Consider the following 17,436-nt stretch of genomic DNA (forward strand, 5'->3'; position numbering starts at 1 on the left):
GTGCGATGAACGGGACTTTCATTGCAAATTTTGCAATGAAAGTCCCGTTCATCACCTTTGCCGAGGTGAACTCAGGCGTCCTGAAGCTGCTTCGCTTCACGCTTGCGTCCGAAGAGCACGTGGTCGAGCGACAGCTTTCCGGCGTTGAACCCGAGCGCGAGCCCGGTCACCGCCAGGACGAGGACGAATTCGTAACCGCCCTGACCGGTCAGGCCGTTGTCGAGGTGCACCGAGAGCAGCGCGCCGACGGAGACCACGACAAAGCCGAGGCCCACCAGCGGCGTCAAGAAACCGACGATGAACAAGATGGCTCCCACGATCTCCACCGCGATCGCGAAGATCGCCGCGAGCGTCGGCAGCGGGATGCCTGTCTGCTCGAAGAACTTCGCGGTGCCGTCGATCCCGTTTTCCCACTTCTGCAGGCCGTGTGCGAGGAAGACCACACCGACACCGATCCGGCCCAGCAGGAGGGCGACATCCTTGAAACGAGCGAACATCGGGTATCAGCTTTCTGGTCGGTGAATATTCAACTTACCCGGATCACGGTAGGGCACCGGGCGCTTCCGGCGGCACCTCCGGAGCGTGATCGACAGGTACCCGACAGGAACCAAGCCCGATCGGCGGCATGTCCGCTGCGGAAGGTCGTGGATGTTATTCCCCCGGTACGGCGACCTGCGGGCAGAATCTCCTGCTTGAGTGATGAAGGTCTGATCGGACCGCATGCTGTACCCGAGCGACAACTGGCCTTCTGCTGCGACGGCTCCCGATGGCTCCACTGGTCCAGCTGGAGCACCGAGTTCACGGTGTCGCGCTACACGTGGATGGCGTTCACCCCTGGGCGAACTGGCCCTGAAATTCCACCACACCCTCGGCGGCACGTGGTCGATCGACAACGGCGTCACGCGGCACGACGTCGACTCCGACGAGAAGGAAGAATCCGTGGTCGAGGTCGGCCACCCCCAAGGTGCGATCTCACCCGCAATTAGTCCTCTAGTTGCGGTACTTGCACGTGCAAGTACCGCAACTAGAGGACGAAACGCGGAGTTCCCAAGCGCGTCGCGAGAAATCAGCCCTTGAGCAGGGCGCGTGCCATGACCATGCGCTGGATCTGGTTGGTGCCTTCGTAGATCTGCGTGATCTTCGCGTCGCGCATCATGCGCTCCACCGGGAAGTCGCGCGTGTAGCCCGCGCCGCCGAAGAGCTGCACGGCGTCCGTCGTCACCGACATCGCGATGTCCGACGCGTACGCCTTCGCGGCCGCGGCCATGTAGCCGCCGCGCTTGTCGCCACGCTCGGTCGCCGCGGCGGAGGCGTAGACGAGGTTCCGGGCGGCCTCGATCTTGATGCCCATGTCGGCCAGCATGAACTGGACGCCCTGGAACTCCGCGATCGCCTTGCCGAACTGCTTACGCTCCTTGACGTACGCGATGGACGCGTCGAGCGCACCCTGCGCGATGCCCAGCGCCTGCGCGCCGATGGTCGGGCGAGTGTGGTCGAGGGTGCGCAGCGCGGTCTTCAGGCCGGTGCCGGGCTCCCCGATGATGCGGTCGGCCGGGATGGTGCAGTTCTCGAAGTGGATCTCGCGGGTCGGCGAGCCTTTGATGCCGAGCTTCCGCTCCTTCGAGCCGACGGTGAAGCCAGGGTCGTCCTTGTGCACGGCGAACGCGGAGATTCCGTTGGCCTTCTTTTCGGCGTTGGGTTCGGTCACCGCCATTACCGTGTACCAGGAGGATTCCCCCGCGTTGGTGATCCAGCACTTGGTGCCGTTCAGCACCCAGTGGTCACCGTCGAGCTTCGCGCGGGTGCGCATCGACGCGGTGTCCGAGCCTGCTTCGCGCTCCGAAAGGGCGTATGACGCCGAGGCCTCGCCGGAGGCGATCGACGGCAGCACCAGCTTCTTGAGGTCTTCCGACGCCGAAAGGATGATCGGGACCGTGCCCAGCTTGTTGACCGCCGGGATCAGCGACGCCGACGCGTCGACACGCGCGACCTCTTCGATCACGATGCAGGCGGCGATGGCGTCCGCGCCCTGGCCGTCGTAGGCCTCGCCGATGTGGACGGCGTTGAAACCCGACTTGACCAGCGCGTTGTACGCCTCGAGCGGGTAGCGCTCGTTCTCGTCGACCTCGGCCGCGTACGGCTCGATTTCCTTTTCCGCCAAGGCACGGACCGCGGCCCGCAGCTCTTCGTGCTCCTCGGCAAGCTGGTAGAGACCCGGGCCGTCAGACACCTTTGTCACCTCTTCTAACGCGAATGGGAGTTCGACCGATGTTAGCGCTCGTTCACATTCCGCGACATCGCGAGCGCTTGTGTCCTTGACCGCAAAGTCCGTACGTTCGAGTGATGCAGCTCACTCCGTTCCCCCGATCGCTCGACTATCCCGAGGTCCCGGTCGGCTCGGTGCTGGCCGGCGCCGCTGCTCGCTGGGGCTCCCGCACGGCCTTCGCCCACCGAGACCAGAGCCTCACCTTCGCCGAGACGTACAGCGCGGCCTGCCGGTTCGCGAACGCGCTGCGTGCCGAGGGCATCGGGCGGGGCGACGTCGTCGCGCTCCACCTGCCGAACTGCCTCGCGTACCCGGTCGCGTATTACGGGACGCTGCTCGCGGGCGCCACTTTCAGCCCGGCGAACCCCCTGCTTCCGCCGGAGGACCTCGCCTTCCAGCTGGCCGACGCGGGGGCGGTCGCCGCCGTCACGGCCGGCCCGGTCGCGCGCGTGCTCGCTTCGATCCGTGACCGGACCTCGATCCGCCTGAGCATCGTCGTTCACCCGCCCGAGGCACTGAACGAAGGCGAAGTCGAGTTCACCGAGTTCCACTCCGGTCACCCCGACGAGCGGCCGGACGTGGAGATCGACATCTACCGCGATCTCGCCCATCTGGCGTACACCGGCGGCACCACCGGTCGCTCGAAAGGTGTCTGCCTGCCGCATCGGAACGTGGTGGTCAACAGTCTGCAGAGTTCCTGCTGGCGGCTGGGCGCGGTGCCCGCCCTCGACGCGTCAGGCGAGGTGATCGTCGAGCAGCTCGGCGGCCAGGACGAATGGCCGTCCCGGATCGGCACCGGGATCGCCCTCAACCTGACGCCGTGGTTCCACGCCATGGGCACCATCGCCGCGCTCAACGTCCCACTGCTCGACGGCGGCACCATCGTCCTCCACGACCGCTTCGACCCGGCCGCGTACGTGGCCGACGCCGAGATGCTGCGCGTCACCACCATCGGCGGGGCGCCCGCGCTGTTCGCCGCTCTGCTCGCGTGCCCCGAGTTCCACACGGCCGATCTGTCTTCGGTGTTGACCATCGGCTCCGGCGCCGCGCCGATGAACCACGAAATGATCCGCGCCCTGCAGAACCGCTTCTCCGGCGTGCTCGTCATCGAGGGCTACGGCCTCACCGAGGTCACCATGGGTGCGGTCATCGCGCCGTCCTCTCGCTCCGCCACCCGCAAGGTCGGCTCGGTCGGCCTGCCGTTACCCGACACCGAGATCAAGATCGTCCCGGCAGAAGGCGGTGAGAATCCCCTGCCGTCCGGCGAACGCGGCGAAGTGTGCCTCCGCGGGCCGCAGGTGATGACCGGCTATCGCAACCGCCCCGAAGAAACCGCGGCCGCGCTCGTCGACGGCTGGCTGCACACCGGCGACATCGGCGTTCTCGACGAGGACGGCTACTTGTCCATTGTGGACCGCAAAAAGGACATGCTGCTGTACAAGGGATACAACGTGTTCCCCCGCGAACTGGAAGAGCTGCTGATCACCCTGCCCGGCGTATCCGCGGCGGCCGTCGTCGGCAAGCCGGACACCGAGGTCGGCGAACTGCCGGTCGCGTTCGTGGTCCGCAGCGACGAGAACGTCACCGCGGACCAGCTCATGGACGCGGTCAGCGGGCGCGTGCTGCCGTACAAACGACTGCGGGCGATCCACTTCGTCGACCAGATCCCGGTTTCGGCCGCCGGGAAGGTACTGAAGCGAGAGCTGCGGAAGCAACTCGCCGAGTGACCCCCACCGCAATTAGTCCTCTAGTTGCGGTGGTTCGACGACGAACTACCGCAACTAGAGGACTAATTGCGGTCAGCCTTCGACGCGTTTGCGCAGTGCGGCGTCCTTGTCGAGCACGAGCTGCTCGAGGTCCGCCTGGAACCGAGCCATCTTCGCCTGGAGTCCTTCGTCGGACGCGGCGAGGATCCGCACCGCGAGCAGGCCCGCGTTCCGTGCCCCGCCAACGGAAACCGTCGCGACCGGGACACCGGCAGGCATTTGCACGATCGAGAGCAGCGAGTCCATGCCGTCGAGGTACTTCAGCGGGACGGGCACACCGATCACCGGCAGCACGGTCGCCGACGCGACCATGCCCGGCAGGTGCGCGGCGCCGCCGGCGCCGGCGATGATCACGCGCACACCGCGCGAAGCGGCCGACGTCGCGTAGTCGAGCATCCGTTGCGGAGTGCGGTGCGCCGAGTAGACGCCGACCTCGTATTCGATGCCGAACTCGTCCAGCGCCTGGCCTGCCGCTTCCATCGTCGGCCAGTCCGAATCGCTGCCCATGATCAGGCCAACCTGCGGCGACATCTTCAACTCCTAGTGAATCTCGTAGCCGTCGAGCCAGACGGCGTGGGAAAGCCAGTGCGCGGAGAGCAGCGCGCGATCACGCAGTTCCTCCATGCGTTCGCCAACAAGATTGACGTGGCCGAGTTTGCGACCGGGGCGCTCTCCCTTGCCGTACAGGTGAACGCGAATGTCCGGGTACCGCGCGAACAGATGATGCAGCCGCTCGTCCGGCCCCATTTCGGGCGCCTCGGAGGCGCCGAGGACGTTCGCCATCACGCAGGCGGGAGCGATCAGGTCGGTCGCTCCGAGGGGGTAGTCGAGCACCGCGCGCAGGTGCTGCTCGAACTGCGAGGTCCGCGAGCCGTCCTGCGTCCAGTGTCCCGAGTTGTGCGGACGCATGGCGAGTTCGTTGACCAGCAGGCCTTCGTCGGTCTCGAACAGCTCGACGGCGAGCAGCCCGGTCACGTCCAGCGTCGCGGCGATCCGCAGCGCGAGGTCCTGCGCCTCCTGCGTGCGCGCGTAACTCAGGCCCGGTGCGGGCGCGAGCACCTCGGTGTTGATCCCGCCGGACTGCACGGTCTCCACCACCGGCCACGCCGCGCCCTGTCCGAACGGCGAACGGGCCACCAGCGCGGAGAGTTCGCGCCGCATGACGACCTTTTCCTCGACCAGCAAAGGAGTTCCGGCTTCGAGCAGCTCAGGAACGGTTTCGCGCGCTTGCTGCGCGGTGTCGAGCATCCAGACGCCGCGGCCGTCGTAACCGCCCTGGGCCGCCTTGAGCACCACCGGCCACGAGTGCTTGTCACCGAAGGCGATCACGTCGTCCACAGAGGACACTTCGGCGAACTCGGGGCCGGGGATCTCGAGTCCGGCCATCATCTCGCGCATGACGAGTTTGTTCTGCGCCATCGACAACGCGGCCGGATCGGGCCGGATGGTGACGCCTTCCATCGCCAGCGTCAGCAGGTGCTCGCCGGGAACGTGCTCGTGGTCGAAGGTCAGCACGTCGACCCCGGCGGCGAACGAGCGCAGCGCTTCGAGGTCGGTGTGGTGCCCGTGCACGACCTCGCCCGCGACGAGGCCGGCGGATTCGTTCTCCCCGGCGGCCAGCACGCGCAGGGACTGGCCGAGGGAGATCGCCGCCTGGTGGGTCATCCTGGCCAGCTGTCCGCCGCCCACCATGCCCACGATCGGAAGACCGGTTCGTTTGTCCATAACGAGGGAGAGATTACTTGGCCGCCACCGCCGCGACCTGGGCGGACCCGCGTCGCAGCTCCCGCACGGCCAGGCCTGTGATGGCGGTCGCAGCCGTGAGCACGTAGACGTTGCCGAGCAGCGACCAGCCCAGCCCCCAGCCGAACTCGGTCTCCCCGCCGTTGGGCACGAACATGATCACGCCGCTCGCGAACAGCACCGCGACGCCCGCGGCCGGAACCCACGATCGGCGGATGACGAGCAGGACGAGCAGCGGCGCCGTCCACACCCAGTGGTGTGACCAGGACACCGGCGAGACCAACAGCCCGTAGAACGCGGTCACCAGCAGCGCGCCGACCGGGTCACCGCGGCGGTGCAGGCGCACGACCAGCCAGACGGCGGGTACGGCCAGGACGGCGGCGATCGCGATGGCCACCGTCAGCGACCACGGCGCGTGTTCCGAAGCGCGGTTCACCAGCCCGTTGAGCGATTGGTTGAAGATCCAGTGCACGGAACCGACCCGGCTGGGGTCGGTCGCCGATTCCGTCCAGAACCGGAAGGCGTCGCCGGGGATCACCGCGAACATCACCGCTTCGAGCGCGAAGAACGTGCCGAGCGCTCGCAGCGCGTCCTTCCAGCGGCCGGTGAACAGCAGGTGCGGCACGAAGATCAGCGGCGTCAGCTTGATCGCGGCCGAGATCCCGATCAGCACCCCGGCCCATCTTGATCCAGCGCAGTGCGAACCGCGCGCCGAAAGCACCAGGACGTCGAGGACGATCAGCGCCATCAGGATGAGATTGATCTGGCCGAGGAAGATCGTCTTCCAGACCGGCTCCAGCGCCAGCGCGCCCGCCGTTGCCAGCGGCAGTACCCACCATCGGGTGGTGGGAGCACCGCAGGCCCGGGCGACCACGGAGATCACGACGCTCAGGCAGACCAGCGAGAGCGCGCCGACGACTCCCCAGGTCAGCCCGGCCGGGACGATCGCGAGCGGCAGGAACAACGGCGCCGCGGCCGGGGTGTAGGTGAACGGCAGCAGTACCCACGGCGGCAAGGTCGTCAGCGCCTCGCGGGTGTAGAGCGGTTCACCCTTCAGCAGGGTGAGGGCACCGGCGCGGTAGACGGCGCTGTCCGCGCCGAGGTGCCATTCGCCGAGCCAGGCCGCGATGCCCAGCACGAGCATCGCCAGGGCGAGCACGCCCGCCAGCGTGACCCCGACGAGCCGTGGCTCAGCCGCCGGTCGCGATTTCAGCATGCTCGCCGTCGTCCCCAGCTCCGGTAAGCCGCTTCCGGCGCAGATACCACCAGCGCCCGGCGAGCGCGAGCGCCAGCACCAGCGGCATGAAGATGTACGCGCTGCCGAGGATGTTCTGCCACACCTGCCAGTGCAGCTCGACGTTGCGGCCGTTCGGCAGGATCAGCAGCACGCAGCTGATGAAGACGAAGAACACCGCGAACGTGCCCAGCCACCGTTTCCACGCCGTGGCGGGCGTGGTCTTCGGCAGCCGCGAGACCAGCAGCACGACCAGCGGCGCCACCCAGACCCAGTGATGCGTCCAGGAGATCGGCGAGATCAGCAGGATCCAGAACGCCGTCACCAGCATCGCCGCGAGCGGCTGGCCCTTGCGGTGGAAGCGCAGCACCAGCCAGATCGCCGGGATCGCGAGCAGCGCGCCGATCCCCAGCGCCGCGTTCGACGCCCAAGGCGCGAGCTCGGTGAAGCGGTTCAACAGCCCGCTCAGTGACTGGTTGCCCGCCCAGTGCACCGGGCCGATGCGGCCCGTGTTGAACACGGTGTAGGTCCAGTAACGCACCGTGTCATGCGGGATGATCAGGAACATCAGGCCCTGCATCAGGACGAACGTGATGAACCCGCGGATGGCGTCCATGCGGCGGCCGGTGATGAACAGATGCCCCAGGAAGACGATCGGGGTGATCTTCACCGCGGCGGCGACACCGACCAGTACCCCGCCCCAGCGGCTGCCCCTCGCCCCGACGACCAGGATGTCGAGCATCACGAGCGCCATCAGGATGATGTTGATCTGGCCGAGGAAGGTCGTGCGCCACACCGGCTCGAGGCCGAGGAAGACCAGGAAGAACGCGATCGTCGACCGTGCGGGCGAGGCCCACCAGCGGGGGCCGTCGGTCGACGGTTTCGGCAGCGCGCCGATCGCGATCCGGACGCACAGCGCCAGCGCCAGCAGCGAAACCGCGGTCAGGAGCCCCCAGGCGACCTGCGTCGGAACCAGTGCGAGCGGGATGAAGAGCAGTGCGGCCGTCGGTGGGTAGGTGAACGGCAGCAACGCCCACCAAGGCTCCACCGCGAGCGTGTTGGAGTCGTACAGCGGGTCGCCGTTCAGCAGCGTCTCGGCGCCGGCGCGGTACACCGCGCTGTCGACGCCAAGCACCCATTCGTGCTGCCAACCCCAGATGCCGAAACCGATCGCGACCAGCGGGATCACCGAGAGGATCAAGATCGATCTCGGCCGGACGGACAAGCGAGCGAGCGAGCGGCGCAACGAGAGGCGATGCTGCGGGCGGCTCGCCGATACGTCGCCGTTCGCGTCGGCGGGAACAGTCCGGGTCACGCAAACAGGAAATCATGAACCGGGTCGTCGCACCTCGACTGGGTCGCCCGCGACCTGGAGAACGTCTTGCGCTATCCCGGTTCAGGACCGGGCGAGGGAGCCGAGGAGATCGCACGCCTGGTCGTAGGTCGCCGGGAGCCGGACGGCCGAGATCTGCGGACGGCCGGTGTCACGCAACTGGGCGTCCACCGAAAGCCGCTCGTTGAGCGCCCGCCGCAGCGCGACGCCGGACGAAGCGAGCCTCACGTCCTTCGGCACCAGCGCGCCCGCGACCGACGGGCCGAGCGAGGCGACGCTCTCGCCGCCGTCGAAGACCTGCTTCAGCGCGTCCGCGACCAGGATCATCCCGGTCAGCCGCGGCCAGCCCGCGACCGAACCGAAGTCCATCGAGACCACGAGCAGGGTGTGCGCCTCCGCGACCGGCCGCCCTTCGCGGCGGGCCTGGCGGTACAGCTCACTCAACCGGGTCCTGAGGTACGCGGCCGTGGGCAGTCCGGTGAGCGGTTCGGTGACTTCGGTGTGCACGAGCTGATCGGTCGCCACGTCCGCCCACGCCAAAGCCGTCACCCGGAGTAGCCGGGAAGGCGTGGAGTCGACATCCGGTGTGAGGAAACCGTCCACCGCGTCCGGGCCGGCGAGCACCGCGTGCAACGCCGCGAGATCCGCGAGCGTCTCAGCCAGTCCGGCACCCGCCGCGGCGCGTGCCCGGCCCAGTCCCGCGAGGGCGGTTTCCGCCACGTCGACGGGGACGGACCGGCCGTTCTTGATCACCGCCGCGCAGACGGCGTCGACCTCGGGGAGGCCCCAGTCACTGGGGAATCGCCAGCCCGCGGCCAGGCTGGCGGTCCGCCAGCGAGCCCGCAGGGCGCGGAGGGAGCGATCTCGTTCGAACCGGTTCCAGGCGGCTTGCCCGTCGGGTCCCCCGGACGGCGCACCGGTCGCCGGTACGTCCACTGGCCACCGCCCCTTCCGTCCCGATCTTTTCGATCTTGCGATCGCTTCACGGTGGGGACGCCGGTCCATGCCGGGCGTGACGGCGTTTCCCAAGGATCTTTCCGAACCCTCCATCCATGCCCCCGCCACCGCCCTCGACGGACGCGCTACGCGCGCAGCTCGAAATCCGACCCAGGCCGGGTGAAGGTGTTGCGCCCTCCGGGTCATCGACGGGGCCGCGAGGTGACGTGCGTCGCCCAGTCCGTCACACTGAGCGCGTTCGGGCGTTTAAAGAGTAGATGCGCCGAACCCGCTGATGAAGGAGTCCCGTGTCCACCGTTCCCGCCGATCTCTCCGGTAAGAGTGACGCCGAGCTGATCGCCGAGGTGCGTGACGGGAAGATCGCGTCCTACGGAACGCTCTACGAACGTCACGCCGGCGCGGCGCACAACCTCGCCCGCCAGCTCGCCAAGTCGAGTTCCGAAGCCGACGACCTCGTTTCGGAAGCCTTCGCGAAGGTGCTGGACACGCTGCGCGTCGGCAAGGGCCCCGACACCGCGTTCCGGGCGTACCTGCTGACGGCGCTCCGGCACACCGCCTACGACAAGACGCGCAAGGACAAGCGCGTCGACCTCAACGAAGACATGTCCGATGTCGGCGGTGCCGTCGGCGAAGCGCTGACAGTCCCCTTCTCCGACACCGCCGTCGCCGGGCTCGAGCGCACGCTCGCCGCGAAGGCCTTCACCCGGCTGCCCGAGCGGTGGCAGGCGGTGCTGTGGCATACCGAGATCGAGGAGCAGAGCCCCGCCGAGGTCGCGCCGCTGCTGGGACTGACCGCGAACGGGGTGTCCGCGCTCGCCTATCGGGCCCGTGAAGGCCTGCGGCAGGCGTATCTGCAGGTGCACCTGGCCGAGAACTCCGGCGAACGCTGTCGCGCGAGTGCGGACAAGCTCGGCGCGTGGACCCGCGACGGATTGTCCAAACGTGAACGGGCCCAGGTGGAGAACCACCTGGACGAATGTGAGAACTGCCGCGCGCTGGCCGCGGAACTGGCCGACATCAACGGCGGTCTGCGCGGGATCATCGCGCCGATCGTGCTCGGTGGCGCGGCTCTCGGTTACCTGGCCACCGCCGGGGCGGGCAAGGCGAGTGCGGTCACCGCGGTCGCGACGGCCGCCGCCGCGGGTTCGAGTTCGGGCGGGGCGGCCGGTGCCGCCGCGGCCGGACCACGCCAGTTCGCCGGAGTGGCCGGATCGAGCGCGGCCATCGTCGCCGCCGTCGCGGTGGCACTCGCCGCCGGTGGCGGCACCCAGGAGATCCCGGCCGCCGCGGCCGTCCCGCCGCCCGCCGTGGCTCCCGCTCCCGCGGTCCCCCCTGCCGTGCCTCCGGCGGTCCCGCCCGCCGTGCCTCCGGCGCAAGACGTGCCTCCCGCTCGGCAGCCGCCCCCGGTGGTACCTCCTCCGGTCGTGCCGCCGCCCACGACGCCTCCCGCTGAGGAGCCTCCGCCCGCCGAGGAGCCCCCGCCCGCGTCGTCGCCGGTGATCCCGTCGCCGCCGGTGATGACGGCGTCGGCCCCGATCGGCGGCGTCCAGCTCAAGCCCGGCGAGGACACCAACCTGCCGATCACCGTGCGCAACGACGGTGGATCGAAGTCCGAGCCGGTCGCGGTCTCGCTGAAACTGCCGAAGGGTGTCACGGCCGTTCCCGCCGGCGGCGGTGGCGGGATGGGCGTCAGCGGTTTCCGGCAGCAGGCGGGGCCGGCCCCGATCGCGGTGAGCTGCCCCGGCGGCACCGGCACGGTGACCTGCGAGACCGGCACCGGCCTGGAACCGGGACAGGCCGCGGTGTTGACGTTCCGGTTACGTGCCGACGAAACCGCCGAAGCGGGCGGCATGGTGACCGGTTCGGTGACGGCGGGCGCGCTGATCAAGGTGTCGGTTTCGGTGAGGGTCACCGTGAAGCCGCCGCCGGACGACCTCGCGCTCCGTGCCGAGAGCGACGGGCTGTCGGCGTTCCCCTGGAACCGCAACCCGCTGGTGATGATCCGGGTCAAGAACACGGGCAAGACCACGAAGCCGGTGACGATCACTCTCGATCACCGCGTGCTGAGCTCCTGGAGCGTGTCCGGCATCCGGTGCAGCCCGACCGGCGAAGGCGCGTCGTGCACTTCGCGTGACTCGCTGACTCCGGGACGTCAGGCGAGCCTGTGGGTCCGGTTGAAGGGCCGCCCGGCGGCCAATCTCCCGGTGACGGTGAACGCCACCCTCGGCGTCGCGAAGGCGAAACCGGTGGAGGTCCACTTCGGCTGCTGGCACCACTGGTGTGACGACTCCGCGCTGCTTCCACCGTCCACGCCTCCTTCGCTGCCTTCGGTCACTTCGAAGCCTCCGGCCACTTCGAAGCCTCCGGCCACTTCGGAGACAACGAAGCCGGGGCGGCCTGTGTGGCCTTCTCCATCGAAGAAGCCCGCGCCGTCCGCGACACATTCAGAGCCCGCGAAACAGGAGCCCGCCCCACCGGCCGCGACCACGAGCGCGCCGCCGCGGCCGGGCAAGTCGAAGCCGACCACGGAGCCCAATGGGGTAGGCGACCGTATTTTCCAGTAACGTGCCCCTCATGCTGGGGAAGCATCGCGAGATGCTGCGTTTCGCCGTGGTCGGGAGTGCGAGTTTCGTCATCACGATGACGGTGACGTACGGGCTGAAGTTCACGGTGCTGACCGATAAACCGGTGACAGCGCTGGTGATCGGTGTCCTGGTGGCGACCGTTTTCTCGTACGTGGCGAATCGTGAATGGTCCTTCCGGACCCGTGGTGGCCGTGAGCGGCCTCACGAGGCGACGCTCTTCTTCCTGCTCAGTGCGATCGCGCTCGGCCTCAACGCGCTTCCGCAACTGGTGTCGCGACAGGTACTCGGGCTGCAACAGCCGCGGGTCGGCCTGCTGACACAGGAGATCGCGGACTTCGTGAGCGGAATGGTCATCGGAACACTGCTCGGCACGGCGTTCCGCTGGTGGTCGTTCAAGAAATGGGTGTTCCCGGAGGCCGGGGCGCGACCGCGGCTGCTGCGGGGCGGCGGACGGAGTTCTTCCGCCGACCGGGACGACTCAGCGGCCTGACCCGCGTCGGCGATAGCAAAGGTCCCTTGCTACCGGCTTCACGGCCAGCGAAGTATCAGCACATACAGGTGGTACGGCTGGGACACGTGTGACGTCGTGGAAGTCCGGTCCACCGCCGAAGAATCGCCCAAAGTGTCCTATAACGCTCCGACAGTGCCCTGCCGGCCCGTTGGACGGCCCGCGCGAATTAGAATGGTCGGGTGACCGTGGTCGAATCCGTCCTTTCCCGGACGCCCGAGCCGCTCCGATCCGTGCTGATCAAGCACCGCGAGCTGCTGAAGTTCGCGATCGTCGGCGGCACGACGTTCCTGGTCGACAACGGGGTCTGGTACCTGCTGAAGCTCAGCGTGCTGGAGCCGAAGCCGACCACGGCGAAGGCGATCGCGATCATCGTCGCGACGATCGTGTCCTACATCCTCAACCGCGAGTGGTCCTTCCGGACCCGCGGCGGCCGCGAGCGGCATCATGAGGCCGCGCTTTTCTTCGTGATCAGCGGGATAGCCGTGGTGGTCAACCTGATCCCGCTCTACACGTCGCGGTACATCTTCGATCTCGAAGTGCCGCACGTGACGCGGTTCGTCCAGGAGTTCGCGGACTTCACGAGCGGGTCGATCATCGGCATGCTGTTGGCGATGTTCTTCCGCTTCTGGGGTTTCAAGAAGTGGGTCTTCCCGGACGAGCTGGGCAAACGCCGCCGGGACAGCGACGAGGACGACGACGTCGTTCCTCTCCGATAGATACTTGTCAAAAGACATGTGATTGTTTAGGGTCATCCATGTCAACGTTCCTTCACTGCTGACGCCGGCCGGGTTCGCACGGGTCGAGCGGGACGAATCCGAGGTGATCGCCAAGCGCGAAGAGGACCGCATCCGGTTCGGATGACGGTTGAGCCTTTTCCCGTCTTGGCGGGGATTCGGAGCACTGCTCCGCGTCCTTCGCGTGCCCTCGTTCGTTCCAGTGAATGGATCTCTTTCTTGAGTACCGCTCCCGGGGCGCCTCCGCGCGCCCAAAACACCCTTGCCCTCGTCGGGCTCTTCGCCGCCGTGTTCCTGGCGATGCTCGACGCCCAGGTCGTCGCGACCGCCCTGCCTCGCATGGTCGGCGAACTCGGCGGCGCCACGTCGTTCGCCTGGGTCACCACCGCCTACCTGCTGGCGGGCAGTGTCAGCGCGCCCGTCCATGGAAAACTCGGTGACCTGTTCGGCCGTGAACGTGTCGTTCTCGTCGCGATCGCGCTGTTCGTCCTCGGCTCTCTCGCCTGCGCGTTCGCGCCGACGATGCCGCTGCTGATCGCCGCCCGCGTCCTGCAGGGTGTCGGCTCCGGCGGCCTGTTCGTCGCGGTCGCCGCGATCATCGGCGAACTGTTTCCCGGCCGCGAAGGCGCGCGTTATTTCGCCTGGTTCTCGATCTGTTTCGCCGGGTCCTCGCTGGCGGGTCCGGTCGTCGGCGGCGTGCTGACCGACCTCGCGGGCTGGCGGTCCATCTTCGGAGTCAACGTGCCGATCGGGCTGGCCGCCTTCGTCATCGTCGCGCGATGCCTGCGGCTCGAACGGCGCCGGACGACCGCCCCGTTCGACTTCGCCGGCATCGTCGCCCTGTCCGGCGCGATCGTCGGACTGACGCTGGCGACACCGCTGTCCGCGTCGATCGGCGTCGTGCTGCTCGTCGCCTTCCTGATCATCGAACGGCGGGCGGCCGAGCCGATCATCCCGCTTCGGCTGTTCCGCGCCAGGATGTTCAGCCTCAGCGTGCTGGCCAGTGCCGCCGCCGGGTTCGTCTTCTTGGGTTCGGTCAACTACCTGGCGCTGTTCCTGCAGACCGCGGGCGGCGCCGGGCCGTCGGAAGCCGGGCTTCTCCTGCTGCCCATGACGCTCGCCGTCGCCGTGTCGTCGATGGTCGCGGGCCGGGTCATCGCCAAGACCGGCGCCTATCGCTGGGCGCCGATCCTCAGCATGACGCTCGGCCTCACCGCCGCCCTCGCGATGTCCACAATGGACGAAATGACGCCCTTGCCGCTCGTCGTCGCCTACCTCGTCGTGTTCGGTGCGGCGGCCGGTCTCACCATGCAGGTGCTTTCCATGGCCGCCCAGCAGAACGTGCCCCGCACCGATCTCGGCGCGGTTTCGGCGACCGTCGGCTTTCTTCGTTCCCTCGGCACCACGGCCGGGCTGACCGTTTTCGGCGTGGTGTTCACGAGTTCGTTCAGCACCGAAAGTCCCAGTGGCTACGCCTCCGCGCTCAACGGGGTGTTCTGGGTGATGGTTCCCGCCCTGGCGATCGGCCTCGCCGCCTCCCTCTTCCTGCCGCGCGTTTCCCTGCGGCGCCACCACTAAGGAGTTCTTCGATGATTCTCGTTCTCGGTTCCACCGGCAAAATCGGCCGCGAACTCGTTCCCTCACTGCTCAGCAAAGGCGCTCGCGTACGCGCTCTGACGCGTGACCCCGCCCGCGCCCGGATCGATCCGCGTGCCGAAGTGGTCGCCGGCGATCTCGACGCTTTCGACCCCGCGCTGCTCGACGGCGTCGATCGCGTCTTCATCTTGACCTCCGGGCACGGTTCGGATCCGCTCGCACAGGAACGAACGGTGCTCAAAGCGGCCGCCGATGTCGCGCACGTCGTCAAACTCTCCACCACCGGCGTCCACTTCGGACAGACCGATCCGATCTCCCTTGTGCACACCGCGGCCGAACAGGCCGTGCGCGAGGCCGGGCCGGACTGGACGATCCTGCGTCCGGGCACGTTCATGGACAACCGGTTCGCTTGGCTGCACGCCGTGCGCGGGGACGGCGTCATCCGCGTCCCCGAAGGCGATCCGGCATCCGCACTGGTGCACGTCCGCGACATCGCCGAGGTCGCCGCGACGGTGCTGACCACCGGCGGGCACGCGGGCGAGACGTATCCGATCACCGGTGGCGAGGCCCTCACGACGCGGCGGCAAGTCGAGATCCTGGGCGACGCCCTCGGTCGACAGCTGACCTACGCCGAAGAGCCCGAAGCCGACGCCCGCGCCCGGATGCTCGGGTTCGGCTGGCCCGCTTCGGCCGTCGACGGGATCTTCGAGCTCAAACGGCAGTCCGCCGGGAACGAGGGGATCGTGTTCGGCACCGTTCGCGAACTCCTCGGCCGGGCGCCACTGACGTTCGCCGACTGGGCCCGCGAGCACGCTCCCGCCTTCGCCTGACCTGCGAAAAGAGAGCGAGGGACCTTTGCTATCACTCGCTTAGCATTCCTAAGTAAGCGAGAGCAAAGGTCCCTTGCTCCCCCGGCCTGAACCGAAGGTCAATGACTTGCGCTACGCGACACGGTGTTGTTGATCGTCGCCACCAGGCCGTGCCCCGTGCCGGGCACCGTCACCAGGTGACTGTCCCCGTTCGCATACGTCACGACTCGCCCGGCACCTCAGTCAGCGTCCTCACCAAGGCGGTGGCGTGCCGTTGATCGTTCGCGCCTTCGACCATGAAGACGTGCGGGCTGAACTAGTTCCTCGCTCTCCCAAGGCTGGACCGAAAGGGTTAAAGACTTGGGCTGGTTCCCGCGATACGCGACACTCATCAGGCGTTTAATTCTCGCCGGGTCCACTGTCCGGACCGCGCATTGTTCCCGGCCGGTCCTCTCGCTAGCGTGCCGCCTCGGGGATACAGGGGGACTACATGGACAGACACCTTCGCGTACTCGTGGTCGACGACCATCCACTGTTCCGGTTCGGGGTGTGCACCTTGCTCTCCAACGAGCCGAAGATCGGCGTGGTCGGCGAGGCCGCGAGCGGGGCGCACGCGATCAGCGCGGCGAGCGCCCTCAGACCCGACGTCGTGGTCATGGACCTGCACTTGCCCGATCTCAGCGGTGCCGAAGCGACTCGGCACATCGTCGCCGAACAACCCGGCGTCGGCGTGCTGATGCTGACCATGGCGGACGAAAGTGAATCGGTATTCTCCGCGATGCGGGCGGGCGCCCGCGGATATCTGCTGAAAGACGCGGAACCGGACGAGATCATCCGTGCCGTTCACGCCGTCGCAAGGCGCGAAGCGATCTTCGGGCCCGACATCGCGACGCGCGTTCTCGGCTTCTTCAACCACTCTCAGCCGAGCGCGGACACGGTGTTCCCGGAACTGACCGTCCGCGAACGAGAGGTCCTTTCGCTCATCGCCGGCGGGCACAGCAACACCGCCATCGCCAGCACCCTGTGCCTCAGCCCGAAAACCGTGCGGAACCACATTTCCAACGTGTTCAGCAAACTTCATGTCGCAGACCGCGCCGAAGCGATCGTCCTCGCCCGTGAAGCGGGACTCGGTCGTTGAACACCCCGGATAGGGCGGCTTTTCGGGCAAGGTCGGGACCGGAGTCCCATGCGCCCGGGACACCGCACCCGGCAGGGTGAGCAGTGCGAAGGGTGGGGCCCTCGCACCGTTCGAGGGGAATGGGAGTCACATGTTCGAACCGAACAGGACACCGGTGATCGTCCGCGCCACCGATCCGATCCTGCACAACGGCGTCTGTATGACGCTTCGCTCCCGTGACGACGTCTGGCTGGTGGACGGGGAGACCGCCGACCCGACCATGGTGGCCCTCCTGGTCACCGACCGCCTCGACGAGGCGATGACGCGATTGCTGTCCGCGCTGCACCACCAGGGGTTCACCCGCATCGTGCTCGTCGCGGGTGAAGTCGACGACAACGAGATCCTCAGCGCCATCGAGCACGGCGTCTGCGCGGTCGCTCGCCGCTCGGAGGCGGGCGCCGATGTCCTGGTCCGGCTGATCAAGGCGGCCGCGGCCGGGGAAGGCGCGCTCCCGCCCGACCTGCTCGGCAGGCTTCTGCACCGGGTCTCCCGGCTGCAGCGTCAGGTCCTGCAGCCGCGTGGCCTGCACCTCGGCGGCATGAGCAGCCGGGAAACCGAGGTGCTCAAGCTGGTCGCGTCGGGGTTCTCGACACAGGAGATCGCCGACCAGCTCTGCTACTCGCAGCGCACGGTGAAGAGCATCCTGCACGACGTGACCAATCGCTTCCAGCTACGGAACCGCTCGCACGCGGTGGCTTACGCACTGCGTGAGGGATTGATCTGAC

At 67.9% G+C, this 17,436-nt stretch carries 15 protein-coding genes; 8 read left to right on the forward strand and 7 right to left on the reverse strand.

Annotation, left to right across the window (positions count from 1 at the left end; genetic code table 11):
* Positions 1-71: 71 nt before the first annotated feature.
* Both ACM6LU_RS01075 and ACM6LU_RS01080 read right to left on the reverse strand, forming a co-directional pair.
* The gene (locus tag ACM6LU_RS01075; protein WP_414935679.1) at positions 72-497 is read right to left on the reverse strand and encodes a DoxX family protein; all 426 of its coding nucleotides are present in this window, start codon (positions 495-497) and stop codon (positions 72-74) included.
* Positions 498-1,066: 569 nt separating this feature from the next.
* Entirely contained in the window at positions 1,067-2,239 is a 1,173-nt protein-coding gene (locus tag ACM6LU_RS01080; protein ID WP_414935680.1) for an acyl-CoA dehydrogenase family protein, read from the reverse strand.
* 104 nt (positions 2,240-2,343) lie between these two features.
* On the opposite strand from ACM6LU_RS01080, the gene ACM6LU_RS01085 reads away from it, so the two are divergent.
* On the forward strand, positions 2,344-3,993 hold the full coding sequence (locus ACM6LU_RS01085) for a class I adenylate-forming enzyme family protein (protein WP_414935681.1): 1,650 nt from the start codon (positions 2,344-2,346) through the stop codon (positions 3,991-3,993).
* Positions 3,994-4,065: 72 nt separating this feature from the next.
* On the opposite strand, the gene purE is transcribed toward ACM6LU_RS01085, so the two are convergent.
* From purE to ACM6LU_RS01110, 5 genes are all read right to left on the reverse strand, one after another.
* Positions 4,066-4,563, reverse strand: a complete 498-nt coding sequence (gene purE / locus ACM6LU_RS01090; protein ID WP_414935682.1) for a 5-(carboxyamino)imidazole ribonucleotide mutase — start codon at positions 4,561-4,563, stop codon at positions 4,066-4,068.
* 9 nt (positions 4,564-4,572) lie between these two features.
* A complete protein-coding gene (locus ACM6LU_RS01095) occupies positions 4,573-5,757 on the reverse strand; it encodes a 5-(carboxyamino)imidazole ribonucleotide synthase (protein ID WP_414935683.1) in 1,185 nt (394 codons plus the stop codon).
* A 13-nt stretch (positions 5,758-5,770) separates the two neighbouring features.
* Positions 5,771-6,991, reverse strand: a complete 1,221-nt coding sequence (locus ACM6LU_RS01100; RefSeq protein WP_414935684.1) for a glycosyltransferase 87 family protein — start codon at positions 6,989-6,991, stop codon at positions 5,771-5,773.
* On the reverse strand, positions 6,966-8,324 hold the full coding sequence (locus tag ACM6LU_RS01105) for a glycosyltransferase 87 family protein (RefSeq protein ID WP_414935685.1): 1,359 nt from the start codon (positions 8,322-8,324) through the stop codon (positions 6,966-6,968). Before ACM6LU_RS01105 ends, ACM6LU_RS01100 begins: the two co-directional genes overlap by 26 nt.
* An 81-nt stretch (positions 8,325-8,405) precedes the next feature.
* Positions 8,406-9,278, reverse strand: a complete 873-nt coding sequence (locus tag ACM6LU_RS01110) for a GGDEF domain-containing protein (protein ID WP_414935686.1) — start codon at positions 9,276-9,278, stop codon at positions 8,406-8,408.
* 308 nt (positions 9,279-9,586) lie between these two features.
* Here ACM6LU_RS01110 and ACM6LU_RS01115 point away from each other — a divergent pair, with 308 nt between their 5' ends.
* The 7 genes from ACM6LU_RS01115 (at position 9,587) to ACM6LU_RS01145 (ending at position 17,435) form a co-directional block, all read left to right on the forward strand.
* Positions 9,587-11,863 (forward strand): sigma-70 family RNA polymerase sigma factor, encoded by a 2,277-nt coding sequence (locus ACM6LU_RS01115; RefSeq protein ID WP_414935687.1) that lies wholly within the window; start codon positions 9,587-9,589, stop codon positions 11,861-11,863.
* 10 nt (positions 11,864-11,873) lie between these two features.
* Positions 11,874-12,374 carry a GtrA family protein gene (locus ACM6LU_RS01120; RefSeq protein ID WP_414935688.1) on the forward strand — a complete coding sequence of 167 codons (501 nt, stop codon included), beginning with the start codon at positions 11,874-11,876 and terminating at the stop codon, positions 12,372-12,374.
* A gap of 200 nt (positions 12,375-12,574) precedes the next feature.
* The gene (locus tag ACM6LU_RS01125; RefSeq protein WP_414935689.1) at positions 12,575-13,111 is read left to right on the forward strand and encodes a GtrA family protein; all 537 of its coding nucleotides are present in this window, start codon (positions 12,575-12,577) and stop codon (positions 13,109-13,111) included.
* Between the two features lie 237 nt (positions 13,112-13,348).
* On the forward strand, positions 13,349-14,707 hold the full coding sequence (locus tag ACM6LU_RS01130) for an MDR family MFS transporter (RefSeq protein WP_414935690.1): 1,359 nt from the start codon (positions 13,349-13,351) through the stop codon (positions 14,705-14,707).
* A gap of 11 nt (positions 14,708-14,718) precedes the next feature.
* Positions 14,719-15,555 (forward strand): NAD(P)H-binding protein, encoded by an 837-nt coding sequence (locus tag ACM6LU_RS01135; RefSeq protein ID WP_414935691.1) that lies wholly within the window; start codon positions 14,719-14,721, stop codon positions 15,553-15,555.
* A gap of 469 nt (positions 15,556-16,024) precedes the next feature.
* The gene (locus ACM6LU_RS01140; RefSeq protein WP_414935692.1) at positions 16,025-16,672 is read left to right on the forward strand and encodes a response regulator; all 648 of its coding nucleotides are present in this window, start codon (positions 16,025-16,027) and stop codon (positions 16,670-16,672) included.
* Positions 16,673-16,802: 130 nt separating this feature from the next.
* A complete protein-coding gene (locus tag ACM6LU_RS01145; RefSeq protein WP_414935693.1) occupies positions 16,803-17,435 on the forward strand; it encodes a response regulator transcription factor in 633 nt (210 codons plus the stop codon).
* The last annotated feature ends 1 nt before the right edge of the window (position 17,436 follow it).

It is taken from the genome of Amycolatopsis sp. cmx-11-51 (genome assembly GCF_047608665.1).
Classification (GTDB): domain Bacteria; phylum Actinomycetota; class Actinomycetes; order Mycobacteriales; family Pseudonocardiaceae; genus Amycolatopsis.

What these genes read in the sequence shown, in the direction of transcription:
- ACM6LU_RS01140 (WP_414935692.1), top strand. Translation starts at nt 16,025, where the DNA reads ATGGACAGACACCTTCGCGTACTCGTGGTCGACGACCATCCACTGTTC.
- purE (WP_414935682.1), bottom strand. Translation starts at nt 4,563, where the DNA reads ATGTCGCCGCAGGTTGGCCTGATCATGGGCAGCGATTCGGACTGGCCG.
- ACM6LU_RS01075 (WP_414935679.1), bottom strand. Translation starts at nt 497, where the DNA reads ATGTTCGCTCGTTTCAAGGATGTCGCCCTCCTGCTGGGCCGGATCGGT.
- ACM6LU_RS01135 (WP_414935691.1), top strand. Translation starts at nt 14,719, where the DNA reads ATGATTCTCGTTCTCGGTTCCACCGGCAAAATCGGCCGCGAACTCGTT.
- ACM6LU_RS01120 (WP_414935688.1), top strand. Translation starts at nt 11,874, where the DNA reads ATGCTGGGGAAGCATCGCGAGATGCTGCGTTTCGCCGTGGTCGGGAGT.
- ACM6LU_RS01095 (WP_414935683.1), bottom strand. Translation starts at nt 5,757, where the DNA reads ATGGACAAACGAACCGGTCTTCCGATCGTGGGCATGGTGGGCGGCGGA.
- ACM6LU_RS01100 (WP_414935684.1), bottom strand. Translation starts at nt 6,991, where the DNA reads ATGCTGAAATCGCGACCGGCGGCTGAGCCACGGCTCGTCGGGGTCACG.
- ACM6LU_RS01145 (WP_414935693.1), top strand. Translation starts at nt 16,803, where the DNA reads ATGTTCGAACCGAACAGGACACCGGTGATCGTCCGCGCCACCGATCCG.
- ACM6LU_RS01085 (WP_414935681.1), top strand. Translation starts at nt 2,344, where the DNA reads ATGCAGCTCACTCCGTTCCCCCGATCGCTCGACTATCCCGAGGTCCCG.